Below are 25,193 nucleotides of genomic sequence, written 5' to 3'. Positions count from 1 at the left end.
GCCCCACGTCGGGGCCGCTGGTATCTAGGTGTTCGCTTTCGGGCGGGCAATGGTGAGCGGTCCGGGACTGGGTGGTCCCGGACCGCTCTTTTTCGTATCTCTTCGTACAGCATCAACCGTGTTGCAAGATACCCCTGGGGGTATTACTGTTATTAGTAGTTGACGGGGACATCCCCACCTCTTTACGAAGGAGAGCACATGCTTCTGGAACGCATTTACGATGAGGACCTCGCCCAGGCCAGTTACTTCATTGGTTGCCAGGCCAAGGGCGAGGCGCTGGTCGTTGACCCGCGCCGTGACATCGCGGTGTACCAGTCACTGGCTGCCAAGAACGGCATGAAAATCGTTGCCGTGACCGAGACCCACATCCACGCGGATTTCCTCTCGGGCACCCGGGAGCTGGCGGCCGCGACCGGTGCCACCGCTTATGTTTCCGGTGAGGGTGGAGCGGACTGGCAGTACGGTTTCGAGGCTGAACGCCTCCATGACAATGATGTGATCACTCTGGGCAACATCACGGTGAAGGCGCTGCATACGCCCGGCCACACCCCGGAGCACCTGTCGTTCCTGGTCACCGATGGTGCGTTCGCCGACACCCCCGGGTACCTGCTCTCGGGTGACTTTGTCTTCTCCGGCGACCTGGGCCGGCCGGACCTGCTCGATGAGGCCGCCGGCGGCATCGACACCCGGTTCGCCGGGGCCAAGGATCTCTTCGTGAGCCTGCGGGAGAAGTTCCTGACCCTGCCGGACCACGTCCAGGTCCACCCGGGCCACGGCGCCGGCAGTGCGTGCGGGAAGGCCCTGGGCGCGATCGCGTCCTCCACGGTCGGCTACGAGCGGCTCTACTCCTGGTGGGGCCCCTACCTGGCGGCCAACGACGAGCAGGGCTTCATCGATGAACTCCTCGATGGCCAGCCCGACGCGCACGCGTACTTCGGCCGGATGAAGCGCGAAAACCGGCAGGGCCCGGCCGTCATGGGCGAACGCGCCCCGCTGGCCGAACTCGACCTCGCCGCCGTCGCGAAGGACCTCGCCGCGGACACGGTGACGTTCATCGACACCCGCGCCAACGACCAGGTCCACGAAGGCACCGTCACCGGCTCCCTCAACGTCCCGGCCGGCAAATCCGTCGCCAGCTTCGGCGCCTGGGTGGTGAACCCGGAAACCGACAAGAACCCGCTCGTGCTCCTGGCCCCGGACCAGTCCGCCGCGCACCAAATGTGGGACCACCTGGTCCGCGTCGGCATCGACAACGTCGCCGGCTACGTCACCGGCTTCGCGGGCCTGCCGGCCAGCACCCCGAAACTCATCGCGCCCGAGGACCTCGAAGGCTTCGACGCCGCCATGGTCCTGGACGTCCGGAACCGCACCGAGCACGCCGCCGGACACATCCCGGGCTCCCACCAGCTCAGCGGCGGCCGCGTGATGTGGCACCTGGACGAGCTCCCGGCCGAGGGCACCATCGTGTCCTACTGCCAGAGCGGCGTCCGGAACTCCGTTGCGGCCAGCGCGCTGCGCCGCGCCGGCTACGACGTCGTCGAACTCGACGGCAGCTACGCCGCCTGGGCAACCCGGCAACCCCTGGCATCCATTGCCAGCAGCTAGCCCTCGCTGCCGGCAATAGCTGACTGGCACCCCTGGCGGCGGCCCTGGCAACAGGGCCGCCGCCATCCGTTGTCCCAACCATCGGGAGCATCATGAGCACCGGCAACACCCACTCACTGCGGCAGCAGCGCCACGGCAACGGCATTACGCTGGGGCTGCGGCAGAACCTGGCGCAGTTCATGCTCCTGGTCGCCGTCAACGCTCTCGTCGGCGGCACCCTCGGCCAGGAACGCACCGTGCTTCCGCTGCTGGCCGGGCAAGTCTTCCACCTGGACCTCTACACGTCCGCGCTGACCTACATCCTGGCCTTTGGCCTGGCCAAGGCCGCCACCAACTACTTCGCCGGTACCCTCTCGGACCGCTATGGCCGCAAACCCGTCCTGATCGCCGGCTGGATCATCGCCCTGCCGGTCCCGCTGATGCTGATCCTGGGCCCGAGCTGGGGCTGGATCGTTGCCGCCAACGTAATCCTGGGCATTAGCCAGGGCCTTACATGGTCCACCACCGTCGTCATGAAAATGGACCTCGTTGGACCTTCCAAACGCGGACTCGCCATGGGCCTGAACGAAGCAGCCGGCTACCTTGGCGTCGCCGGTACCGCCCTTGCAACCGGCTATATCGCCGCCAACTACGGCCTTCGCCCCGGACCCTTCCTGCTCGGCGCCGCCTACATCGCGCTGGGCCTCGGGCTGTCGGTCTTCGCCGTGAAGGAAACCAGAGGCCACGCCAGGCTCGAGGCCGCCAATCACACGGCCGCCCACGCGGACGCCCACGGCGAACTGAGCAACCGGGAAATCTTCACCCTCACCAGCTTCCGGGACAAGTCACTGTCCTCGGTCAGCCAGGCCGGGATGGTGAACAACCTTAACGACGGACTCGCCTGGGGGCTCTTCCCCGTCTTGTTTGCCGCCGCCGGACTGACGATCGAAAAGATCGGCATTCTCGCCGCCGTTTATCCCGCCGTCTGGGGTGCAGCGCAACTCGTCACCGGGGCGTTGTCGGACAAATACGGGCGCAAATGGCTGATCGTCGTCGGCATGCTGGTCCAGGCCGCCGCGCTGGGAATGATCGCCGTCGGCCAGGACTTCGGGATCTGGCTGACCGCCGCCGTCCTCCTGGGCCTCGGCACGGCGATGGTGTACCCCACCCTGCTTGCGGCCATCGGCGACGTCGCCCATCCCCAGTGGCGGGCCCGGTCCGTCGGCATCTACCGTCTCTGGCGCGACGGCGGCTTCGCTGTCGGCGCGCTGCTCTCCGGGATCATCGCCGACGCGTTCGGCATTCCGGCCGCCGTCGGCGTCGTCGCCGGACTCACGGCCCTGTCGGGAATTCTCGTGGCCGTCCGCATGCGCGGCACCGACCACCACAGCCAGCCCCTGATGTAGCCAGGACCCCTCAAGGGGCCACCATTGCAATCTGCAGTGGCAAGGTCCAGTATCGAGTTCAGCCCCGCGCCGTCCCCCTGAGGCAGGAGATCATGATGCTGGATTTTGCGAGCCCGGCAACGGTATTGCGTGGGCGTGATGAGCGACATCAGGGATTCGGCCGGACTGGTTCCCGACGCGGTGAACCTCGATGGCCTGACGGAGATCCGGGTGCACGGTGTGGGTGGCACACCGCCGGAGGCCCTGCTCGGCGATATGAAGCCAACGAGGGTCGCGGGGGACCGCATCGCAGGGTTCTACCGGACCACCGACGCCCGTGGCCGGCACCGTGAGGCGTATTCGTGGGGCGGCCTGACCTCCCACTCGCCGCTTCGGGTGCTGTGGACGCCGCTGCTGCCGTCGATGCTTGCCAATATGGCCGGCTGGATGGCCCGGCGCGCTGCGATGCCCGGATCGGAGGAGGCAACGGCGGAGCCGACGACGTGGAGGTTCCGGTGGTGTGCCCGGCTCGCCGCCCTCGCGCCATCGTCCTGGTCCCCGGCGTCGGGATGTTTTCCTACGGCAAGGACAAGCAGACCGCCCGGGTGGCCGGGGAGTACTACCTCAACGCGATCAACGTGATGCGCGGAGCCGAGGCCATCTCCACCTACGCCCCCATCGAGGAATCCGAGAAGTTCCGGATCGAATACTGGGCACTGGAGGAAGCCAAGCTGGCCCGGATGCCCCGGCCCAAATCCCACGCCACCCGCATTGCCCTGGTGACGGGAGCGGCGTCGGGCATCGGCAAAGCCATCGCCACCCGGCTCGCGGCCGAAGGCGCCTGCGTCGTCATCGCGGACCTCAAACTCGACAGCGCCCGGGCCGCCGCGGCGGTGCTCGGCGGCTCCGACGTCGCCATCTGGTGGTCAACAACGCCGGACTGTCCATCTCCAAACCGCTCCTGGAGACCACCGAACAGGACTGGGACCTGCAGCACAACGTCATGGCCAAGGGCTCCTTCCTGGTCTCCAAGGCCGCAGCCGGGTCCTCATCGACCAGGGTATGGGCGGGGACATTGTGTACATCTCCTCGAAGAACTCCGTCTTCGCCGGCCCGAACAACATCGCCTACTCCGCCACCAAGGCCGACCAGGCCCACCAGGTCCGTCTGCTCGCAGCGGAACTGGGTGAATACGGCATCCGTGTCAACGGGATCAACCCCGACGGCGTCGTCCGCGGTTCCGGGATCTTCGCCGGAGACTGGGGCGCCAAGCGCGCCGCCGTGTACGGCGTGGACGAGCAGGACCTGGGCAAGTACTACGCCCAGCGCACCCTCCTCAAGCGCGAGGTCCTGCCGGAAAACGTCGCGAACGCCGTCGCCGTCCTCACCGGCAGCGAACTCTCGCGCACCACCGGACTGCACATCCCGGTGGACGCCGGCGTCGCCACCGCCTTCCTCCGATGACAGACGCACCATCCACGGCCGGCACGGTGTTCGCCGCTGTCGATATTGGGGCCTCCTCCGGACGGGTCATTCTGGGCCGGATCACCCGTGAAGCCGGGAACCCGGCGGTGGTGCTGGAAACCGTCCACCGGTTCCCCAACGGGGTGGTGGAGTCCGACGGCGGCCTGCGCTGGGATTTCGACGCACTGTTCACGGAGGTGCTCACCGGGTTGGCGGCTGCCGCCACGACGGCCAAGCAGCGCGGGGAACGGATCGCGAGCATCGGCATCGACACCTGGGCCGTGGATTACGGGCGGGTGAACGCCGCCGGCGAACTGGCGGCACAGTCCTACAGCTACCGGGACGACCGGAGCCGCGGCGCCGTGGAAAAGGTCCACCAGCGCCTGGACCCGGCGCGCCTCTACGCGACCACCGGGCTGCAGTTCCTGGAATTCAACACGATCTACCAGCTCGCCAGCGAAGCGGACCTCCACGGCATCCAGGCCCTGCTCATTCCGGACCTGATCGCGTTCTTCCTGACCGGCCAGCGCCGCACCGAAGTTACGAATGCCTCCACCACGGGACTCTTCGATGCCGTCGCAGGGGAGTGGGCCACGGAGTTCCTCACCGCCCTGGAGCTGCCCCCGGATCTGTTCCCGCCACTGATCCAGCCCGGCGAAACCATCGGCACGCTTCTCCCGTCCATGGCCGCGCAGACGGGACTGCCTCAGGAGACCACGGTGGTCGCGGTTGGTTCGCACGACACCGCTTCGGCTGTTGCGGCAGCCCCCGCGCAGACGGAGGACTTCGCCTACATCTCCTCCGGCACGTGGTCCCTGGTGGGGGTGGAACCCAGGCACCCGGTCCTGACGGAGGCGAGCCGGCTGGCGAACTTCACCAATGAACGCGGCATCGACGGGACCATCCGGTACCTGCGCAATGCCGGCGGGCTCTGGCTGCTGAGCGAATGCCAGCGCGCCTGGACTGCCGGGGGCCGCATGCTTTCGCTGGCCGAACTGTTGGACGGCGCTGCGGCATTGCCGGCCGGCGGCCCCCTGGTCAACGCCGGCGACCCGGGCTTCACGGCGCCCGGCAACATGCCGGAGCGGATCCGCGCTGCAGCAAGTGAAGCCGGCGCCGACCTGCGGGACGAGCCTGCGGCGATCGTCCGCTGCATCATGGACAGCCTCGCCGCCGGCTATGCCCGGACCATTCGCGACGCCGAACGACTCGCCGGCCGGGACATCGACGTCGTCCATATTGTGGGTGGCGGCTCGCAAAACAGGCTCTTATGCCAGCTCACCGCCGACGCCACCGGCAGGCCCGTCATTGCGGGTCCGGTCGAAGCCACCGCCCTTGGCAACGTGCTGGTCCAGGCCCGTGCCGCGGGCACCGTCCGCGGGGGACTGGCCGGACTCAGGCAGCTTCTGGCCGGCGGCACGGCCCTGGAACGGTACGAGCCGGCAGTGCCGACGAACGGGCCGCGGCCCGCGTCACACCTGTTCCAACAGAACTGAAGCCCTGCCGTGGTTCCGTGCAAACGTGCGGGATCGCTGGCTGGAGAGGGCGATGATGAGCAGGATGTCCAGGGACAGGCCCACCAGGTTCGTCTCCAAAGCAACGCGGGGGCCGCCGTTGAGCACGTCCGCCGCCTGGACGATGATGGCCACAACGCTGAGAAGCATGGCCGTGACCCGTGAACGGTTTTCGCCCTGGAAGATGAACCATGCCAGCAGGATCTCCCCGACGCCAAAGACCGCGATGACCGTGGCAGCAGCCGGCGACAGCCCGCCTGCCGATCCGGCAGCCGCGCCGGAGGCGCCGCCCAGCAGCAACGACGCGGCCAGGAGGAGGGCCGCGGTACCCCGGAGGAACACGAGGAAACCGCCGAACAGGGTCGGGGCAGGGCGCCTGTTCCTAATGTCCGTCCGCGTGCGGGGCCTGTCCGCCGGGCCGGCGCTGACGTGCGTAAGGTCGACGACGGGCAGGTGGCCGTCGGTGGAAATCGTGTCACCCCCGCCATTGCGCGTGTGGTAGCCCGTCGAAAAATCCCGGATGACGGCGACTTCGGCTTCGGGCACGGCCTGCTGCAACGAGCCCAGGACAAAGTCCCTTTCCTCGTCGGTGTTTTCCTCGATCTTGTGTGTAATCTGGAGCGTGAACAGCGACAGTCCCACCGCGCGGTCATACGTTCCGGCCGCCAGCCAATCGACCCTGGCGCCGCCCGGCAGAACCCACCCTGGCGGACAGCGCCAGAATCGGATGTGGTGCCGCTTGCCTGGGTTCCCGTCGACTTCCTGCTGATAGGCAAAATCCTGCTGGCGGCCAAAGAGGAACAGGGGGCTGACAGGCGCCTCGTCGTAGCTCCGGCGCGTGAGGGTGGAGACGACTATCCGACGGCTGCTGCGCAGATCGACGTCGTCGGCCTGGGTCCAGCCTGCCCGGAGCATGGCGGCGCGAACCTGATCTTCCGTTGCGAGCAAGGCCACGTTGACCGGGTCCCCGAGCAGTCCGTCGCTGGTCCGGCACGGCCAATGAAGTAATCCGGAAGGTAGATCCGGGTCAGGATCCGATGAACCCGGGGAAGGACCAGATACGCCAGGACGGCCCAGAAGACTATCGAGAACCACAACCTGCCCCACTGCAGCGTCTCCTGAAGAAGTATCGTCGCGAGCCAGACGGCGGCCACCCCACCGAAGACAAACAATCCCGTGTCCAGAACGGTGTCCGTGTCCGGAAGCCGGCCACGGCGCCTCCCGGGGCCGGGCGCCAAGGGTGAGGTCGTCATCACTCAGTTGTACCTGCTCGGCCCGGATGCGGGCCATGGGTGGCGGAAATCATCCTGCGGAGGTCCCGCCGTGGCCAGCCACGCCGGGATCTCAGCCCCGCGGCGCGAGTGCGTACGTTGCGGTGGCGTACGCCAGAGCTCCGGACATTTCCTTGAGCAGGTCCGCGTCGGTGTTCTTGAGGTTGTCGCAGGCCTTGTGGTAGCAGGAATCGAGCTTCTTGCCCACCTCTCCGCCATAGGACTGCACCTGGGCCTGGGTCTTTGATTCCACGTCCCCGCTGAACAGTCCGCCGCCTGGAATGCCGGCCTGCAGGAACGCGTCGTAGTCGGAGCCGCCGTCAAAGGGCGTGGTTTCCGCCGGCAGCGAGTTCTCCTGGAAGAAGCGGAAGAAGACGTCTTCGATCTGCTTCGAGCCATTCGGCCCGGCGTGACCGAAATCCGAGCCGTCACCGTCGTGGATGGACCGCACCCCGTTCGGGGAAGCCATCATGTCCACGTTCAGGTTCGCCGCGGTCTGGGCTTTCTCGGCCTTGCTGAGTTCATCGACGTAGTGCTGGGAGCCGTAGAGGCCGTCCTCCTCGCCGCCCCAGAACGCAAACCGGACCCTGTTCACCGGAGTGGTCCCGGTCTCCTTCATCCACTTGGCGATCTCAAGGATGGCCGCGACCCCGGAGCCGTTGTCGTTGATCCCCGGGCCCTCGGGCACGGAGTCCAGGTGGCCGCCCACCACCACGGTGTTCTCGGCGCTGCCGCCGGTGTCGGCGAGGATGTTGAAGCTCTCCACCTGTTTCCGGCTCCTGCCCTCGCCGCGGAACGTGAAGGTCTGCCGGACGGGGTTGTACCCGGCAGCGCGCAGCTGCTCCTCGACGTAGCGGGCGGATGCCTCATACCCGGACGTCCCGGACGCACGGTTGCCGCCATTGTCATCAGCAATGCGCTGCAGCGCCTCCAGATGAGCGACCATGGCCCGGCCCTTGAACGCCTCCAGCACCGCCCGCGCATCCACCCCGCCCGCAGGCTCAAGCCGGGGAGCCGCGGCGCTGGAGGCCGTTGACTTGCTGGTTGGGCCGCTGGGGCCCGTGGATTTACTGGTTGGGACGCTGGTCACGCCGTCGGACGGAAACCCTACGGGGGCCCCGGCCGCTGACTCTGAAGTACAGGCCGTCGCGGACAGCAGCATCACAGCGATGACTGAAGCAAGTACGTGTTTGCGCAGAGTCAACATGCTGGGAAACCCGTCATTAGTCGGTTTCAAGTCGAATAATCAAGACGCTCGCCACTGACGCCCGGCACGCCGCGGTCACCATTGAATCCGCGAATACCACTATCAGTTACGACCATTCTTGTTGTTCCGGCTGTAACTTCAATAGCGCTTCCCTGTGAAACTGCTGTGTGAATTGGTGCGGGCAGGATTTCCCGGGGCGGGCTCCCCGGCCTGCCTTCCGCTGGCCGTCGCGAGGGCTGTCTGCAGCCGGGAGAGCACCTCGGAGGGCAGCCCGTCGGCTGTGATGCTGGTGAAACGGCAGAATTCGGGAAGTGATTGATAGGCGCCGCGCAGGCACTCCAGATCCTCGAGGCGCTCGGAATCGGTACCCCGCGCGACTACCCTGGCGTGCGCCTCGTGGGGGTCAACATCCAGGTAAATGACCAGGTCAGGTTGGGGGAGTGTCCTGATCAGGAAGGGCAGGAAACGTCCCCTGGGAATTCCGTGCATCTTGCGCAGCGCGAGCTGACAGTGAAGGTGCCGATCCATGACCGCCAAGCCCTGAAAACGCCAGGCGCGGCGGTGTGAATTCAGGACGTTGAATGTGCGGACTGCCGTCTCAATGAAATCTGCAAGCCGCGCGGGCATACGGACGCCCAGCGCGGCACTCATCAGAGACATCCTCCGGCGACCCGCATAGTTGGGCAGAAACAGGGCGCTGTTCCCGGTCTGGCGGGCGGCATCGACAAGGGCTTGGGCCGCTGTCGTTTTCCCCGACCCGTCAATTCCCGTAAGCACGATCAGCAAGCAGTCTCCTTTGGTTGGGGGTGGTGGGTGTCAGGCCGCTACCTGACCCAACGATCGAAGACCCCACTTGATCCCGGCCGCTCCCTGGCACGGAACGCGGTCGTGCTGGGGGCGGTGGTTCAGGCGTGATTCCTCAGAGATTGTGGGCCAGCAACTCGAGCCCGATCACCACCATGCTCAACACCACTTCAGCGAGCACAATCACGGCTTTGAGGTGCACCGGCAGCTCGAGCCGCCGGATTGCGAGGTATCCGATGACGAGGAGGGTCACAACGAGAACCACCACTGCCCATTGAAGTGCCACAGCCGTCGACCAGAGTCCCAGGCCGGCTGCCGTGAGGAGCAGGAGCGGTGTCACCAGCACGCTGAGGGCCTCGGTGCTGACGGCGATCATGTGATTGAGTTCGCGACCGCTGGGAAGTTTTGCGTGGACCGTCAGATGGCTCAGCAAATCGGCGACGAAGATCCCCAGCAGGGAACCGACCACCACGATGCTGAGGGTTGCCGCTGCTGCGCCTGGCGTTGTCTCGTCCGCGTGGCTCCGAAGGGCCAGCACCACAGCCAGGCTGGTGAAGCTGATGTAGACGCGCTCCTTGAGGCTCTCGGCGCGTTGGCGGGCAGTCGGTTCACGCCGCCCCGTCGGCTCGGTGGCATTCATCGAAGGCCTCTCTGTGGTTGGTCCTATCTGGTGCCGGGGGCCCGGTACTTCACCTCTCCGGCCATCCGCAGGGCCTCCAGTGTTTCGTCGACGCTCAACAGTACGGTCGTTTCCAACGAACTCAGAGCACCGCCTCCGGTGATTGCCAGTGCCACCGCGGCCATGGAGACGTTGTCAGGGGCCTCCCAGAGGTTGTACCCGTCGTGGGTGCCGAACGCGTACCAGAAGCCGTGGAGCTTTCCTCCGACCGATTCGATGTATGCCTGGGCGGCTTTCCCGCGGTCTTCGGGATTGGTGATCATCCTGGCCCAGGTCTCAGGGGTGTAGCTGAACTTCGAAAGATAGAGCGGCATCGCATTTCCCTTCGTTCGCTGCCCGAATGATTCGGATTTCCCAAGAATGGCACTGTGGTGCCGGACCATCAATGGGATGCGGGAGCGGAAGAGGTTATCGGGTGCCGCCGGTCAGGTGCCCGGGCCCGCCAGGTGCTGGATGAGCGCGTCGAGGATCGGCAGTTGGCCACCCACCAGCTTGATGCGGGCTTCGGTCTCCGGTGTCCATTGGGCGGCATCGATCTCCGGGTAGCTCCGGACTATGCCGGATCCCTTGGGCCATTCCAACGGGAAGGTGTTGCTCACAATCCGTTCGGGCGCAAAGTCGGACCCGGCCGTGAAGACCGTGATGATCTTGCCCGAAGGCTGCCGGAAAGCCCCCAGGGGGATGTACTCGGCGGCCGGTGCAGGGTGGCCCATTTCTTCGGCGAACTCGCGCTGCGCAGCGGCCAGCGGGTCCTCGTCCGGGAGGTATTCGCCTTTGGGTATTGACCAGGCCCGGGCATCCTTTCGCGCCCAGTACGGTCCGCCCATATGGGCTATCCACACCTCCACCTCCGGTCCGGGGCCCCGGCGGTACAGCAGGATGCCTGCGCTCGTGACTGTCATGTGCCCTCCACCTGTCTGGGTCCGGATGCCCTGGTCCGCACGTCCTGGCCGGCACCCAGGGCGGGGAGGTGCTGGCGGTTCCTGATCCGTGATGCGCCGAATTCGAGTGCCAGGGGTCTAATCGCCCAGGGCCCGCGGTCCCTCGTCTTGGGGCGGCCTACGGCAACGTGGGGTGTCCACCGGGGATACCTGAAGCCGAGGGCCGGTGAGCTGAGGATGAAGTCATCGACGTTGTCCACCAGCATCTCGTCCAAAAGCTCGTGCAAGGCCTTCACGAGGGAGACCTGATACTCCTGCACGTGGTGGGGCACCTCCACTTCCAGGCCGCTCACGCGCCCGCCGCCCAGCAGGACCAGCCGCTCAGCCCGTGCGGAAAAGGCGTCCAAGGTAGGAAGCCCCTCCAGCCAGGCAGCCGCCATACGGGCGGCTTCCCCGGCGGCCGTGATGCCCCTGGTCCAGGTCGCAATGTCCTGGGCGAAGTCCTCCAGCACACCGATATGCAGCAGGGTCAGGTGGAGCCCCTGCGGCCTTCTCAGTGCATCGACGTAGCTGCCCAGTTCCTCGTAGTCCGGGGGGCCGGATCCAACGCTGAGTACCGGCACCTCCACCGTGATGCGCGGAGACGTGTGCATTCGGACTCCCTCTCGTCCGGGCTGACCGTTGGCTCTCGAGGCCATTATCCCCCCGGACAGGGAATGGCGCGGGCTACCGTGCTGAGCCGTTCGGAGCCGGGACGCTGCATGACACAATCAACGCATCGCCCACATCGGACCCCCGCTGACGCCACAGGAGGGCAGGGACGTCCCAGGACTGAAAAAGGAGCACTGTGAGCAGCCCGAACCAGCGCCAGAGCGGAACCGCCGAAGATATCCCTGCCAGTGCTGCCACCGCCCCGGCGTATCCACAGTTGCGGCTCAACGTCGACGCCCTCGACAACAACATCCGTGTGATGGCCGCCTGGTGTCAGGACCGGGGCGTGGAGCTTGCCCCCCATGTCAAAACGACCATGTCAGCACCGATCATCGAGCGGCAGGTGGCTTCCGGCGCCGTCGGCGTCACCGTGGCCACCGTGGACCAGGCCGAGTCGGTTCTGAACTGGGGGCATCAGCACATTCTCGTCGCCAATGAGATCGTCGACCAGCGCGGCCTGCTGCGCCTCCGCACCTGGCTGGAGGAGGATTCCGGGCGGGAAATCCGCTGCTTCGTGGATTCCGCCGCTGGTGTCGGGGCGGCCGCCCGGGCCTTCGCCGGAGCGGCCGCCACCCTGGAGGTGCTGATCGACGTCGGCACCCCGGGCGGACGCACGGGAACCCGGAACCTCCCCAATGCGCTTCGCCTGGCCAAGTTGGTCCACGGTACGCCCGGCCTCCGGCTCGTCGGTGTCGCCGGGTACGAAGGCGTTGTCCCCAACAGCAGGGCAGAGTCCACCATCAACGCCGTCGACCGGCACTGCAGGCTGGTGCGCGACGTGTATCTTGCTGCAGCCGAGTACTTTGAGACCGCCGACCCGATCTACTCCATGGGCGGGTCCGCGTTCCCGGACCGCGTCGCGGCTCACCTGCCCGATGACAGCCAGGTGCCTGGCACCAGACGGATCCTCCGGTCTGGCTGCTACGTCACCCACGATCACGGCACGTACGCCAGCGTCAGCCCGGTTCCGGGGCTGGTTCCGGCACTTTCGGTCCGGGCTGTCGTGCTGTCCGTTCCCGAGGAGGGAATCGCCGTCGTCGGGGCCGGGAAACGGGACCTTCCTTACGACGCTGGACTGCCCGTTTTCCTGTCGGCCCGCACCGCAGACGGCGTCCCAAAACACGGTGCAACCGCCCATGTGCGGAGCCTTTTCGACCATCACGCCGTCCTGGCCGGAGCGACGGGACTGGACGTCACGGATGTGGTCGACTTTGGGATCTCGCACCCCTGCTCCGCCTTCGACCGCTGGCCCGAATACGTCGTTACCGACGGCGGCGGACGCGACACCGGCGTGTGGCGGACGGACTTCCACCGCTCGTCGCTGGCACCGACCCAACACTCCTGAACGGCCGGGGACACTGCCCAACGTCAGGGGAGCGCTACCTGCCGAGCGCCCGGGACAGGAGGAGCCGGACGGACTGGGCCGCGGACTCGCGCCGGCAGGGCCCGTTCCAGATGATGAAGTTGGCGAACCGGTGTGCCCCGGGACGGCCGGCAACCCGGGCGGCAGCATCCCTGATCGTCTGCAGGTCCCCGGCAGCCATCGGAAGGGGAGCTTCATCAGGGTGCCAGGTCGAGCCGAGCGGGAAGTCCCGGAACGGCCGGGACGGCATTTCGATGTGCGCGCCAAGGACGGCCGTGACCGGATGGGCCGCAGAGAAATCGCAGAGGGTGCGCAGCGAATCCTGAAAGGACGGAAAATCCTGCACGTACAGCCGGCCCGGGTAAACCGTGTCTCCGGTGAGCAGAATGCCGGTGTCCTCGTCGTAGAGGGCGACGGCGGAAGGATGGTGCCCCGGCGTGGGGATCACCTCCAGCGCCCGTCCGCCGAGGTCAAACCGGGCCGTGCCGCGAGGCCAGCCGTTGAGCCCAAAGAACCCGGCAACTTCTTCGGTTGAGTGTCCCACGACCCGGGTGTGGGGACGGTCTGTGAACTGCCCGTCTCCGGCGACATGGTCCCCGTGGGCGTGCGAGTGGGCCACAACGAGTTCGTAGCCGTCCCGGGGATGCCCGCGCAGCCAGCCGTCCATGAGTGTGTCGACCGTCTCCCGCAGGGGAAATCTGGTGGCATCCGCCGTGGCACCCGTATCGAGGAGCAGCGCGCATTCGTCGCCGAACAGCAGGTAGAGAAAGGGCGCTTCGAAGTTGTCGGTGATGTCCTGCCGGAGCAGGACGGTGTTCGCTGCAGCCCAGTGGACCTGGATCGGCGGCGCTGCTCTGCGCCTGCGGGGCCGCGTCCCCGCGTACCAGCGCACCTCGAGGTTGAGAACTGTCACGACGCCGGCCTGCCGTTGACGGCTGCGGCGGAGGCTGGGGTGACCGGGGCGTTGACGATTTCGCCGGCGTGTTCGGCGATCCAACTGACCAGCGGGAGCAGCACGGCGACCAGTTCGCGACCGCGGCCGGAGAGGCTGTAGTCGACCCTGGGCGGGATGATTGGCTGGGCGTCGCGACGGAGGAAGCCGTCCCCTTCCAGAGTCCTGAGCGTCTGGGCGAGCATCTTTTCGCTGATGCCTTCGGCCCGGCGTCGCAGTTCGCTCCAGCGCTGCGGGCCGTCCCACAGCGCGACCAGGATCAGCACCCCCCATTTGCTGGAGACATGATCGAGGACAGTCCGGCTGGGACACCCGGCGGGGAAGATCCCGGCCAGCGCGGGGGCGGCCGGCAGGCTTGGGGAAGCGTCACTTACTTTCATGTAGGTACCTTACTTTAAGGTGCATACTGTCCGCCGGGAAGCAATGCTGCTGCGGCGAAGTTGCAAAGGGTGTCAGTCATCCCTCTGGAAAGGACCACCATGACCATCGTTGTCACGGGCGCCACCGGCCAGCTCGGCCGCCTTGTTGTTGAAGCGCTCCTCGAGCACGATGTGCCCGCCGCCCGGATCGTTGCCACCGGTCGTGAGCTCTCGAGGATCGCCGAGCTCGCCGCGCGGGGCGTCCAGGTCCGGCCCGTCGACTACACCGACCCGGATTCCCTGCGCCAGGCGTTTGCGGGGGCCGAAAAGGTCCTGCTGATTTCCGGCAGTGAGGTTGGCCAGCGCCTGGAACAGCACCGGAACGCCATCGCGGCCGCCCAGGATGCAGGCGTCGGGCTGATCGCCTACACCAGCATCGCCAATGCCGGCAGCACGAACATGCAGCTGGCCGCTGAGCACGAGGCCACGGAAGCAGCCCTGGCAGCGTCCGGCCTGCCGTTCGTACTGCTCCGCAACAGCTGGTACCTGGAGAACTACACGGAACAACTGGACACCTATCGTCAGCACGGCGCCGTGCTCGGGAGTGCCGGTGCGGGCCGGGTCAGTGCGGCCACGCGCGCCGATTATGCCCGTGCCGCCGCGGCGGTGCTGCTTCAGGACGGCCAGGCCGGGAAGGTCTATGAGCTCGGCGGCGACGTGCCGTTCACCCTCACCGAGCTTGCTGCGGAAGTCAGCGCCGCCACCGGCCGTCCGGTGCAGTACCGGGATCTGCCGGAGGAACAGTACACAGGGATGCTGGTGGGTGCCGGTCTGCCGGAGGGCTACGCGGCGATCCTGGCCGACAGTGATCTCGGCATCGCGCGCGGCGAGCTGCTCGTGACCAGCGGTGACCTCAGTGCCCTGATTGGACGGCCCACAACCTCGATGCGCGAGGCCGTGCGGGTGGCCGCCGGAACGGAAGCTCGCCGGCATTAGGCAGTCGTGCCGGGAATGGGCGTTCCGGACGCCGGCCATGCGGGGCCGGTGTCCGGGGTGCCGCCAAACCCGGAACAACCAGGGGGCCGACGACGGCTGGGGGAGAGAACCCCGGTCTCAGAGGGCTCTCAAGCGTCGCCGGCCCCGTCTCGCACCGGAATCCCCAGCTCCGGCAGGCAACATGAGGCCGGCCCCTTTCCGTGTTCTGCGCAGGCGCCGCCTCCACTACCATTCAACACCCTGCGGGCCATATCGGGGAGGGGTCTGACGTTCCCGAGGCGGCCTGGGCTGAAGGGTTTCATCCTTTCAGGGTGACGGCACCCGGACGAGGCAGCCGTAGCGTGGGGGTACTCCCAGGCGAAGCGAGGTGAACGATGTTGGCCCTGAGGACCCACGCTGCGGTCACCTCCGAGTCGCGGGCGCTCGTCGTTGGCAGCGGAAGTTTTGTCGTGCTCGGCGTCGTGGCGTTCCTGCTCGTGGGGCGGGAACCTGTTGCCCTGTCAGGACGGGGCTCGGTGGGGGACATCGCTGCGCTGGGGACGGCGGTCCTCGGTGCCGCAGCAGCAGTGATCGGTTCCCTGCAACGTCCGGACCTTGAATCATCCCAGGCCCCAGCGGCTGGACGAACGCGCAATGCCGTTGACATCGCCGCACTCGCGCTGGCCCACGCCTGCATCTTCCTGCTCGGGTGGCTGGCGCTGTTCTCCATCTTCCAGCGGGCGTTCGTGGGTGCAGTCCTGTACCCCCTTGCAGGCGCCATCATCGTCGGGACCGCGGGAGCCATCAGTTCCTACATCGCGTACCTCTCCACAGTCACCATGAATGCCTACCGGCTCGCCGCGCTCCTCGCCGTCTTCCTGGTCACCGGTGTCCTGACGAGCATGCTCACGGCAGAGAACCCGCAGTGGTGGGAGGAGAACCTCAGCGCCCTCGGCATGAGCTCCGATGTCTCCGGGGTGGCCTTCAACTTCACCCTGATCGTCGCCGGCGTGGTGGTCACCACCCTGGCCGGATACTCGACGAGAACGCTCGACGCGGCGGCTGCTTCCTCCCGGCGCCGGGTGCGTATGCTGGAAGGCGGCATCGTCCTCATAGGCGTTCTGCTCGCGTGCGTGGGACTGTTTCCCGTCGATCAGCAATTCTGGCTCCACACCGCGGCAGCGTCCGGCATGGTGGTCGTGTTCGGGACCCTCATCGTCCGGATGCGTTCGCTCGTACCCACGATCCCCGCGGCCTTCAATGCTCTGGGACTTGTGTTTCTGGCGGTCATCGCCTTCGCCGTGGTGATGTACTTTCCGTTCGGCTACTACAACCTCACCGCGGTGGAACTCATCGCCGCGTCGCTGGTCTTCGCCTGGCTGATCGTCCTGATCCGTAACCTCGCCGCCGTCGACGCCGACCACCTCGACGCGGCCCCGCAGGCACGTCAAGAGTCCCCCCGCACGGACACCGGAGGCGGTCCTGCAAGCTCACCCGGACTCGAACGGACAGCTACCGAGCCCTGAAGCGGTGGAAGCGACGGGAAGGATGAGGTATGAAAAAACCGCAGCGAGGCCACCTGGCTGTCGTGCCCATCGCCGGTCAACTCCGTTCCTATGACCGCGCCTGGCTGAGGGGCGATCTCATCGCCGGAGTCACCGTCGCGGCCCTGATCGTTCCGAAGAATCTGGGGTACGCCGGTATCGCTGGGATTCCGCTGCAGAACGGCCTGTATGCGGCGGCGGCCGGCGCAATCGTGTACGGGATCTTCGGCTCCTGCCGGCAAATCTCGATGGGGCCCAGCTCAGGTTTGGCGGCGGTGGCTGCGAGCGCCGTGCTCGCGGCCGGCATCACGAGCCAGCAGGATGTCGCTTCCTTCGTCGCGGGAATCACTCTCGCCTCAGGCATCCTGTTCCTGTTCCTTGCCGTCCTCAAGATGGGCTGGATTGCGCAGTTTCTCTCGCGTGCCGTGGTCACCGGGTTCCTCTTTGGCGCGGCAATCGACGTCGTCATCGGGGAGCTCCCGAAGCTGACCGGGACCGAAGTCACGGGTTCCAAACCGTTCCAGGAGCTGAGGTCATGGCTGGGGACCCTGGGCGAGGCTCAGCAGACCACCGTGATTGTCGGTGTCATCGCGCTGGCGGTCGTCTTCGGACTGAGGGCGGTCGCGCCCCGGGTCCCGGGCGCCCTGGTCCTCGTTGTGGGCGGCCTGCTGGCAGCGCAGCTGTTCGATCTCGGGGCCCGGGGGGTGGCCCTGGTGGGTGATGTGCCCAGCGGGTTGCCGTCGCCGCAGATCCCGAACGGACAGCTCCTGTGGAACAACGCGGGAACTGTCGCCATCGCATCCGTGGCGCTGGTCCTGATCGGCTTCTCCCAGACCGCGGGGGATGCGCGGGCGTTCGCCGCCAAGCACCATTATCAGATCGACATCAATCAGGAGTCCGCGGCCCAGTCGCTGGCCAACACGGCGGCGGGAGTATTTCAGGGGATGCCGGTCTCGACGAGTCTGTCAGCGAGTTCGCTGAACGACCACTCAGGGGCCAAGACCGGTCTGGCGTCCCTCGCCTCCGGTGTTACGGTTCTGCTCACACTGCTGTTCCTGGCACCGCTCTTCTCGAACCTGCCCAAACCGGTGCTCGCGGCACTCATCATCGAAGCCGTTGTGATGGGCATGATGAACCTGCCGGAGATGCGACGGCTTGCCCGGGTGCAGAAGTTCGACTTCTGGATAGCCGTCGCGGCGATCGTGGGTACCCTCGTCTTCGGCGTGCTCGCAGGCGTCGTCATCGGGATCGGGCTATCGCTCATTTGGCTGGTCGGGGTGGCCACGCACCCTGGGATGCCGTCCCTTGGACGAGAACCGGGCACCCAGGTCTTTCGTGAAGCCGATGAGCACCCCGGCGACGAGGTGATACCCGGGATTGCCGTGATCAGGTTCGACGGCGGCCTCTTCTTCGCCACCGCGGACGCACTGGAGGATCGTCTCCGTGAGGCCATCCACTCAACCCCGGAACTCACCGGCATCGTGGTGGACTGTGGCGGGATCAACTTCGTCGATTCCCAAGGCGCGGCGAAGATGGCGGACATCGCGGACCTTGCCCACGATGCCGGCGTCACACTGCGCCTCGCCCGGCTCAAGCCGACCGTCCGGGCGACCCTCGGAAGGGACGGAGTGATCGAGCGCATCGGCGAGGACAAGATCCACGGCAATATCTTCCGCGCCGTGCAGGCGGAACAGGGGGCCGCAGGGCGGGGGCCCGACGATAAGCAGGGTTAGACAACCTGGTTGCAAGCTCACCCGCCGGGAATGATTTGCGCACCAACCCGGGTGGCTAGCTTTGGGATAGCGCATCCGACAAGTGGGGAGACGACCACAGATGACCTCGCCAAACGGTGGCAACACCCAGGCAGAGCCCTTCAACGGCAGACTGGCGTTGCTGCTGGCGATGGCGATGTTCGTCCTGGTGGTCGATACGTCGATCATGAACGTCTCGATCTCGGCCGTTGTAAAAGACATCGGTTCAACAGTCAGCGGCCTCCAGTCAGCGATTGCACTCGAAGCGCTGGTTTCCGCCGCTTTCATCCTGATCGGCGGGAAAATCGGCGATCTGATCGGGCGCAAGCGCGCCTATGTGATCGGACTTGTCTGCTATGCCATCGGAGCTGTGGCGATGACGATGGCCCAAAGCCTTCTTCCGATCATCATCTTCTGGGCCGTGATCGGCGGGCTGGGTGCCTCGCTCCTGCTCCCCGCCATGCAGTCCCTCATCCACGGAAATTTTGCGGGAGAGGCGCAGAAGCGGGTCTATGCCCTGGTTGGAGCGTCGGCTGCGATCGCCGCGGCGGTAGGGCCCTTGCTCGGCGGGTTCATCACCACGTTCCTGTCCTGGCGGGTCGCCTTCCTGCTCGAGGCGCTCATCATCGCCGTTGTGCTTTCCGGCATCAAGCTCGTTCGCGACGTTCCGTTCGTGGGGTCCCGATCGTTGGACATCGTCGGTTCGGTCCTGTCCATCGTTGGCATGGGCGGAATCGTGCTCGGTATTCTGGTCTGGCAGGAGGGCGGCGAATCTGTGGGGGCGCTCCTGGCCGTGGGTGCGGTCGGACTGGGCGGTCTGATCTACTGGCTCGTCAGGCGCAAACGCCACGACAAGGCCGCGCTGCTGGACCCGGACCTGTTCCAATCGAAAGCCTTCCGGTTCGGTGCCACGGGACAAATGCTGCAGCAGGTCGCGCTCGGCGGCACCATGATCGTGCTGCCCATCTACCTTCAGATGGTCCTCGGGTACAACGCCATGCAGGCAGGGTTCTCGATCGCGCCACTCTCGCTGACCATGTTCGCGGTTGCAATGCTCGCCGGAAAGAAGGCCGGGTCGCGTCGCCCGGCCAGCCTTATCCGGTGGGGCTTCCTGCTCTTGATCGTGGGCCTGGTGGTGCTGGTCCCGATCGTGCCGCGTGCGGATTCCGGCTGGTGGCTCCTGGTGCCGTTGATTATCTCCGGATGTGGCTTGGGGCTGTTGGTGTCCCAGCTCAACAACTACACGTTGTCTCCTATTTCGGACGAACGGGTCAGTGAGGCCGCCAGTGTCAACTCGGCTTCCGGGTCGTTCGGGTTGTCGCTCGGGCTCGCATTTGCAGGCGGCATCATGTTGGCATCGCTCTCGTCCATCTTCATCGGTATGGCAACGACCAGCACGGTTCTTGCACCCGAACAGCAGCAGCAGGTCTCGCAGAGCCTGGAACAGGACGCCCAGGTGATGAGCGATGCGCAACTTCAGGAACTCCTTGCCAGCCAACCGGAGGAAGTCCGGAACGAAATTATCCGGATCAACACGGAAGCGCGGCCCCTGGCGCTCCAGATCGCGCTGTTGGTTCCGATACTGGCCGGCGGCGCCGGGCTGTTTACGGCCTTCCGCATGATGCGGCTTCCGGATCCCAAGCCCTCTGGCACCGGGGAAGGCGCGATCCTGGGTTGAGCGTTGCAGACCCCTGTACTCGCCCCGGATTTCACCCTCGGGGGATGAGGGATTCGCCCGTGCGCCGCGCAGAGAATGACGTACAAAGCCGCATCAACTGAAAGTAGGGAAGCGACATGAGTTTCTGGGAGAACTTTTGGGATATCTTCTGGTGGTTCCTTTGCGTGTATGCATTCTTCGCCTTCCTGTATGCGTTGTTCGTTGTCATTGGCGACATCTTTCGCGACCACCAGATGAACGGGTGGTTGAAGGCCGTATGGATAGTTTTCCTGGCGTTCCTGCCTTTCCTGGGCGTGCTGGTGTACCTGATTGCCCGCGGTAAGGGCATGACCGAAAGGGCCATGGAACGGGTCCGGCAAAACCAGGAGGAGGCCGACGCCTACATCCGCCAGGTCGCTACGGCGAGCCCAACCGAAGAGATTTCCAAAGCCAAGGCTCTTCTGGACGCTGGAACCATCAGTCCTGCCGAGTTCGAAAAGATCAAGAGCAGCGTACTGGTCTGAGCGTGCATCCGGCGGTTGGGCCGGGGGAGACTGGCTGGTGCAGCCGTCAGAGCTGGACAACGGTGTAGCCAACAATGAACACACCGATCGCCAGTGTTGCGACCGCCGCAATCGTGCGCCCGTTGCGCTGCAACCACGTGTAAATGGCGGTCAACGGCCCTTCGGCCCGCTCCGGGGAATGCAACCATATGGCGATCGGGATGACGACGGCGGACTGGGTCACGGTTGCGAAGGCGAGGACGAACAGGGTTCCCTGCAGCAAGGGCGGTTCCCGGACACTGATCAGCGCGCCGGCCGTTACAGCGAGCAGGATCGCCTTGGGGCGCAGATTCAGGCCCAGGCCGAGGACCACGAATTCCCACGGGCGGGCCGAATGGAACCTGGTCTTCATTTTGCCGAGCAAGGCGCTGTCAGTCTGGCTTTTGTGCGCGAACAGGTATGCGGCATAGCCAATCAGGAAGGCCCCGACCAGCAGGCCCAACCAGGTGAGGAGTACGTCCTGATCCAGTTCCGGCCGGACCGGCAGCAAACGCATCCCGACGGCCGAAAGACCGACAACCACGATCGAGCCGGCAAGGCTGCCAACCAGGAAGGGCAGGGCTCCGCGGCGTGGGTTGGGGGAGAGCAGGATCATCATGGTGATGCTCACGGGCACGGTGCTGATCGCCCCGGCGAGGGCGAACAGCACCAGGTTGGTGACGAGGCTCAGCACGTGGCAGTCACCCGGCCTGGGCAGCACCCCGACGGCACGTCATGCCTTCGGCATGCTGCCGGGGTCCGGGCTGTCCGGTCCACGCCGGGCCCGGCGGGCGCGGATCGCGTCGTCTTCTTGCTTGAGGATTACGTTGAGGTCCTTCTTGTCCCCCGTCAAGGGCCTCCACCAGGCCATGGACGGGTCTGAGTCGAGGAGGATGGTGCGGACCAGGAGGGTCAGGGGTACGGCAAGGATGGCGCCGACAGGGCCCAGGATGGTGGCCCAGAACAGCACGGAGAGGAAGGTAATCGTCTCACTGAGAGCCACCGCGTTGCCTACATATTTGGGCTGGATGATGGATTGGATGATGCTGTTTATCCCGCCGTAGATGACGATGACGGCGAGGACGGTCGGCCAGCCGCCGGTGAGGAACCCGAAAAACAGGGGTGGGACGATCGCGATGAAATAGCCGATGTTGGGGATGAAACTGCAAATGAAGGACAGCAACCCCCAGAGCAGGGCGCCGGGGACCTGCAAAATGACCAGGACGAGCCAGTTAAAGAGACCCTGGGCCACTCCGAGAACAGTGGTCGCAATCATGTACCGGCGGACGCCGCCGCCAAAGCCATTAAATGCGGAGACCAGGGCCGGTCGGTGGAACTGCAGGTGGGTCAGCAGGGCAGGGATCTTTGATCCATCCACCGCCATGAGGATGAGCATCGTCAGAATGACCACGAGGCCGCCCACCAGGCTGGCGACATTCCCCAGGAGGCCTCCGAGGAACCCGACAATTCGGCCAGGCGTAAGCCCCTCCAGAACCGCCTGCGTCTGCTCGGCGCCGAAACCCATAGACTCCAGCGCTTGGGTGAGGGAGGCGCCCAGTTGGGCAAGTTGCGGACCGTACTGCGGCAACAGCGCGGAGAACTGTGCCAGTGAGGCAACCAGAACCGCAGCGAAGGCCGTCAGCAGGCCGAAGACTGCCGCGATGGTAGTTCCTGTGGCGATTCCCCTCGGAACGCCGCGGCCCTGCATCCATCGCCGCAGCGGATGAACGCAGAGGGTGAGCACGAAGGCAAAGAACACGGGCGTGAAAATTCCCCGCATCGCGGAAATGCCGAAAGCGACGACGGTCGCGCTGGCCAATGCGAGCAGGATAGTGGCGGAGCGGGGAAGGCCAGGACGTGGATACGATTCCGCTGGTTCCGGCCCCATTGAGCCCTCCTTTATTGGCCTTGGAAATAGTCTAGAGTCCCGTCGGCCGTCTCAGTAGGGGCGGCGTGGCACACTCCGGGCCTGGTCAGGGCTGCGGCTTTTGCGCGCCGCGTCGTCCAGGCAGCCGTTCAAAGTGATGGCGGCATCGATGAGGGCGAGGTGCGTGAACGCTTGCGGAAAATTGCCAATCTGCTCACCCGTGGGCGCGATTTCCTCGGAATACAAGCCGAGGTGGTTGGCGTAGGTCAGCATCTTCTCGAACGTGAGGCGGGCTTCGTCCACCCGGCTGGCCCGTGCCAGGGCGTCGACGTAGAGGAACGTGCACAGGGAGAACGTGCCTTCGGAACCGCGGAGGCCATCGGGCGAAGCGCTGGGGTCGTAGCGGTACACCAGGCTGTCGGACACCAGCTCCGAATCCATGGCGTGGAGGGTCGAGTGCCACATGGGATCGTCCGGGGCCACGAATCCTACTTGTGGCATCTTCAAGAGGGAGGCATCGAGAACCGTCTCCCCGTATTGCTGCACGAATGCCTCCCGTTCGGTGCTCCAGCCTTCGTCCATGATCTGGTTGTAGATCGCGTCGCGCTCGGCGATCCACCGGGCGAGGGGTGCCGGCCGCCCGTGCGCGGTTGCGAGCCGGATGGCGCGGTCGAACGCCACCCAACACATCAGTCGTCCGTAGGTGAAGTCCTTGCGTCCGCCCCGGGTTTCCCAGATTCCTTCTTCCGGCTGGTTCCAGTTGTCGGAGACCCACTCGAGAAGCTCGCAGATGGCAAGCCAGCCCGGTTGCCCGATCTCGCCTCCGAAACGGTCGAGGGAGTACACGGCATCGAGCGCTTCGCCGTAGATGTCCAGTTGAAGTTGTCCGGCCGCACCGTTGCCGATCCGGACGGGGTAGGAGCCTCGATAGCCCTCCCAGCCGGTCAGGATCTCCTCATTGAGTTCGGGGTTGCCGTCGACGCGGTACATGATGTTCAGCGGGCCGGTGTCGCTCTCGATGCGTTCCGTAATCCGGTCGCGGAGCCACCGGCTGAAGGCGGCGGCCTCGTCGACGAAGCCCATCCGAATCAGCGTGTGAACCGAAAAGGACGCATCGCGTATCCAGGTGTACCGATAGTCCCAGTTGCGTTCCCCACCGATCTGCTCGGGTAAACCGGCGGTGGGAGCTGCCACCAAGGCTCCGGTCGGCGCGTAGGTCAGAAGCTTCAGCGTGATGGCCGAGCGTTCCAGCTCCTCACGCCAGCGCCCTGCATAGGTGGATTGGCTCAGCCAACCGTGCCAAAATCGCGTGGTGTCGTCGAGCAGCAGCTGGGCCTCGGCGGGACGCATCATCCGTGGCGAGACATCAGGGCCTGTTTCGAGGACGGCGCCGCGCATTTGGCCCTGTTTAAGATTCACAGTGGCACGCAGATCACCTGCGTCGGTGGCGTGATGGCCCGGCTGGTCGTCCCCGTCCCCGCGGATGAGGCTCAGTGCCAGCCGGGTTTCGCCGGTATCAAAGATCGCGCCGTCGCCGCTGAGAGTGAGGTGGTGGGATCGCCGGCCGTAGTCGAACCGGGGTGCCACTTCGACGTCGAACGAGATCTGTCCGCGCACACATCGCAACATGCGAACCAGGCGGTGCTGTTCGCTGGCGGATTCGCCCGTGGTCGGCATGAAGTCAATCAGCTCGCCGACCCCGCTGTCAGTGAGGAACCGAGTGACGAGAATTGCCGTGTCGGGCAGATACAGCTGTTTCGTCGCGAAAGCCTTGTCGAGAGGCCGCGTGCTGAAGTGGCCGCCGCGTGAACGGTCCAGCAGCGAGGCGAAAATGCTCGGAGAGTCAAAACGCGGACTGCAGAACCAATCAAGAGTGCCGTCCGTGGCTACCAGCGCAGCCGTCTGCAAGTCACCGATGAGGCCGTGATCGGCGATCAGTGGGTATTGGTTCATGTGGACGACCTCCTCGGGTACTCTCACAAAGATTGGACGTGTCAGGCTGTGACCCTGGTCTTGATCCTTTCGAACTCGTCAGCGCTGATGGTTCCAGAATCCAGAAGGGCCTTGGCCTTGGAGATCTCGTCGGACGGGCTCGCGGAGGCCACCCTGCGGATATAGGAGTCCGCTTCCGACTGGTCCCGCCGGGCCCGTTCCATTGACCGCTCGGCCATGCCCTTGCCGCGGGCCACCATGTACACCAGCAGCGTCAGGAAGGGCACGAACGCCAGGAAGAAGATCCAGACGGCCTTCCACCAGCCGTTCAGGTGTTGGTCGCGAAAGAGGTCGGCAATGACAATGAACAGCGCATACAGGAATGCGAAGATGGCATAGACGATGAAGAACCACCAGACAATGTTCCAAAAGTTTTCCCAAAAACTCATGTGGATTCCCTACTTTCAGTTGTTGCGGCGTCGCCCGTGAACGCGTCCGTGGGCGGGGTTGAGGCGAACAGCGGCTCCTTCGGACCTAGCATTTAACCTCCGTCACGAGATCGCTGAGCGCGCCCTGGACGTTTGCGGCTTCGTCTCGCAGGGAGTCGACTGCTTCGGTCAGAGTGGCGTCGTCGGGGACGTCGTTGACTGCGGCGGCGAACCTGTCTTCAGCCGCCGTGACGGCGTCCACACGTGTTTTTGCCGCGTTTCCAATCTCCTTGACCAGAGCGTCATAGGTCTTCACAACCTGA

23 protein-coding genes and 2 pseudogenes are annotated in these 25,193 nt (G+C 65.6%); 11 read left to right on the top strand and 14 right to left on the bottom strand.

All coding sequences use genetic code 11. From position 1 onward, the window contains the following. The first annotated feature begins 198 nt into the window (after positions 1-198). From GXK59_RS09165 to GXK59_RS09150, 5 genes and pseudogenes are all read left to right on the top strand, one after another. On the top strand, positions 199-1,605 hold the full coding sequence (locus GXK59_RS09165; protein ID WP_160666162.1) for an MBL fold metallo-hydrolase: 1,407 nt from the start codon (positions 199-201) through the stop codon (positions 1,603-1,605). A gap of 92 nt (positions 1,606-1,697) precedes the next feature. Continuing rightward, positions 1,698-2,990, top strand: coding sequence for an MFS transporter (locus GXK59_RS09160; protein ID WP_160666160.1), 1,293 nt, complete (start codon positions 1,698-1,700; stop codon positions 2,988-2,990). Between the two features lie 138 nt (positions 2,991-3,128). After that, positions 3,129-3,611, top strand: coding sequence for a hypothetical protein (locus GXK59_RS20445; RefSeq protein WP_202129242.1), 483 nt, complete (start codon positions 3,129-3,131; stop codon positions 3,609-3,611). Continuing rightward, positions 3,512-4,433, top strand: a pseudogene (locus GXK59_RS09155) (SDR family oxidoreductase); the annotation flags it as partial. The gene GXK59_RS20445 and the pseudogene GXK59_RS09155, both read left to right, overlap by 100 nt. Then, positions 4,430-5,929, top strand: coding sequence for a rhamnulokinase (locus tag GXK59_RS09150; protein WP_160666158.1), 1,500 nt, complete (start codon positions 4,430-4,432; stop codon positions 5,927-5,929). The pseudogene GXK59_RS09155 and the gene GXK59_RS09150, both read left to right, overlap by 4 nt. On the opposite strand, the pseudogene GXK59_RS09145 reads toward GXK59_RS09150, so the two are convergent. The 7 genes and pseudogenes from GXK59_RS09145 to GXK59_RS09115 form a co-directional block, all read right to left on the bottom strand. Next, a pseudogene (locus GXK59_RS09145) lies at positions 5,906-7,200 on the bottom strand (LssY C-terminal domain-containing protein). The gene GXK59_RS09150 and the pseudogene GXK59_RS09145 overlap by 24 nt on opposite strands. A gap of 91 nt (positions 7,201-7,291) precedes the next feature. Continuing rightward, positions 7,292-8,308 (bottom strand): M20/M25/M40 family metallo-hydrolase, encoded by a 1,017-nt coding sequence (locus GXK59_RS09140; RefSeq protein WP_237393839.1) that lies wholly within the window; start codon positions 8,306-8,308, stop codon positions 7,292-7,294. 255 nt (positions 8,309-8,563) lie between these two features. Further along, positions 8,564-9,211, bottom strand: coding sequence for an AAA family ATPase (locus tag GXK59_RS09135; protein ID WP_160666154.1), 648 nt, complete (start codon positions 9,209-9,211; stop codon positions 8,564-8,566). 133 nt (positions 9,212-9,344) lie between these two features. Continuing rightward, positions 9,345-9,869: a hypothetical protein gene (locus GXK59_RS09130; protein ID WP_160666152.1), complete on the bottom strand. Its 525-nt coding sequence runs from the start codon at positions 9,867-9,869 to the stop codon at positions 9,345-9,347. 23 nt (positions 9,870-9,892) lie between these two features. Further along, entirely contained in the window at positions 9,893-10,222 is a 330-nt protein-coding gene (locus tag GXK59_RS09125) for a GYD domain-containing protein (RefSeq protein WP_160666150.1), read from the bottom strand. Between the two features lie 111 nt (positions 10,223-10,333). Further along, a complete protein-coding gene (locus tag GXK59_RS09120) occupies positions 10,334-10,810 on the bottom strand; it encodes an NUDIX domain-containing protein (RefSeq protein WP_160666148.1) in 477 nt (158 codons plus the stop codon). Continuing rightward, complete coding sequence (locus tag GXK59_RS09115; RefSeq protein WP_160666146.1) at positions 10,807-11,442, bottom strand: hypothetical protein; 636 nt, start codon at positions 11,440-11,442, stop codon at positions 10,807-10,809. Before GXK59_RS09115 ends, GXK59_RS09120 begins: the two co-directional genes overlap by 4 nt. A gap of 194 nt (positions 11,443-11,636) precedes the next feature. On the opposite strand from GXK59_RS09115, the gene GXK59_RS09110 reads away from it, so the two are divergent. Then, complete coding sequence (locus GXK59_RS09110) at positions 11,637-12,845, top strand: alanine racemase (RefSeq protein WP_237393838.1); 1,209 nt, start codon at positions 11,637-11,639, stop codon at positions 12,843-12,845. Between the two features lie 34 nt (positions 12,846-12,879). Here GXK59_RS09110 and GXK59_RS09105 read toward each other — a convergent pair whose 3' ends face one another. Both GXK59_RS09105 and GXK59_RS09100 read right to left on the bottom strand, forming a co-directional pair. Beyond that, positions 12,880-13,776, bottom strand: coding sequence for an MBL fold metallo-hydrolase (locus GXK59_RS09105; protein WP_160666144.1), 897 nt, complete (start codon positions 13,774-13,776; stop codon positions 12,880-12,882). Next, the gene (locus tag GXK59_RS09100; RefSeq protein WP_160666142.1) at positions 13,773-14,195 is read right to left on the bottom strand and encodes a winged helix-turn-helix transcriptional regulator; all 423 of its coding nucleotides are present in this window, start codon (positions 14,193-14,195) and stop codon (positions 13,773-13,775) included. Before GXK59_RS09100 ends, GXK59_RS09105 begins: the two co-directional genes overlap by 4 nt. A 99-nt stretch (positions 14,196-14,294) precedes the next feature. Between GXK59_RS09100 and GXK59_RS09095 the strand changes: the two genes are divergently transcribed. The 5 genes from GXK59_RS09095 to GXK59_RS09075 all read left to right on the top strand — a co-directional run bounded on the left by GXK59_RS09095 (position 14,295) and on the right by GXK59_RS09075 (position 20,625). Further along, positions 14,295-15,170: an SDR family oxidoreductase gene (locus GXK59_RS09095; RefSeq protein WP_160666140.1), complete on the top strand. Its 876-nt coding sequence runs from the start codon at positions 14,295-14,297 to the stop codon at positions 15,168-15,170. 374 nt (positions 15,171-15,544) lie between these two features. Beyond that, positions 15,545-16,675, top strand: a complete 1,131-nt coding sequence (locus GXK59_RS09090) for a hypothetical protein (protein ID WP_160666138.1) — start codon at positions 15,545-15,547, stop codon at positions 16,673-16,675. 29 nt (positions 16,676-16,704) lie between these two features. Beyond that, positions 16,705-18,426: a SulP family inorganic anion transporter gene (locus GXK59_RS09085; RefSeq protein ID WP_160666136.1), complete on the top strand. Its 1,722-nt coding sequence runs from the start codon at positions 16,705-16,707 to the stop codon at positions 18,424-18,426. A gap of 100 nt (positions 18,427-18,526) precedes the next feature. Next, entirely contained in the window at positions 18,527-20,122 is a 1,596-nt protein-coding gene (locus GXK59_RS09080; RefSeq protein WP_160666134.1) for an MFS transporter, read from the top strand. Positions 20,123-20,238: 116 nt separating this feature from the next. After that, entirely contained in the window at positions 20,239-20,625 is a 387-nt protein-coding gene (locus GXK59_RS09075; RefSeq protein ID WP_024368293.1) for an SHOCT domain-containing protein, read from the top strand. A gap of 46 nt (positions 20,626-20,671) precedes the next feature. Here GXK59_RS09075 and GXK59_RS09070 read toward each other — a convergent pair whose 3' ends face one another. The 5 genes from GXK59_RS09070 to GXK59_RS20665 form a co-directional block, all read right to left on the bottom strand. Then, the gene (locus GXK59_RS09070) at positions 20,672-21,337 is read right to left on the bottom strand and encodes a GAP family protein (RefSeq protein ID WP_160666132.1); all 666 of its coding nucleotides are present in this window, start codon (positions 21,335-21,337) and stop codon (positions 20,672-20,674) included. Between the two features lie 39 nt (positions 21,338-21,376). Further along, the gene (locus GXK59_RS09065) at positions 21,377-22,531 is read right to left on the bottom strand and encodes an AI-2E family transporter (RefSeq protein WP_160666130.1); all 1,155 of its coding nucleotides are present in this window, start codon (positions 22,529-22,531) and stop codon (positions 21,377-21,379) included. Between the two features lie 51 nt (positions 22,532-22,582). Beyond that, positions 22,583-24,463 (bottom strand): glycoside hydrolase family 15 protein, encoded by a 1,881-nt coding sequence (locus tag GXK59_RS09060; RefSeq protein WP_160666128.1) that lies wholly within the window; start codon positions 24,461-24,463, stop codon positions 22,583-22,585. 41 nt (positions 24,464-24,504) lie between these two features. Continuing rightward, positions 24,505-24,891, bottom strand: a complete 387-nt coding sequence (locus GXK59_RS09055) for an SHOCT domain-containing protein (RefSeq protein WP_160666126.1) — start codon at positions 24,889-24,891, stop codon at positions 24,505-24,507. 85 nt (positions 24,892-24,976) lie between these two features. After that, positions 24,977-25,186 carry a hypothetical protein gene (locus GXK59_RS20665; protein WP_237393837.1) on the bottom strand — a complete coding sequence of 70 codons (210 nt, stop codon included), beginning with the start codon at positions 25,184-25,186 and terminating at the stop codon, positions 24,977-24,979. Positions 25,187-25,193 lie beyond the last annotated feature (7 nt).

The sequence above is a fragment of the Pseudarthrobacter sp. ATCC 49987 genome, from assembly GCF_009928425.1.
GTDB lineage: Bacteria > Actinomycetota > Actinomycetes > Actinomycetales > Micrococcaceae > Arthrobacter.
Note: the sequence above shows the minus strand (reverse complement) of the source record. Positions and strands in the feature narration are given on the sequence as shown.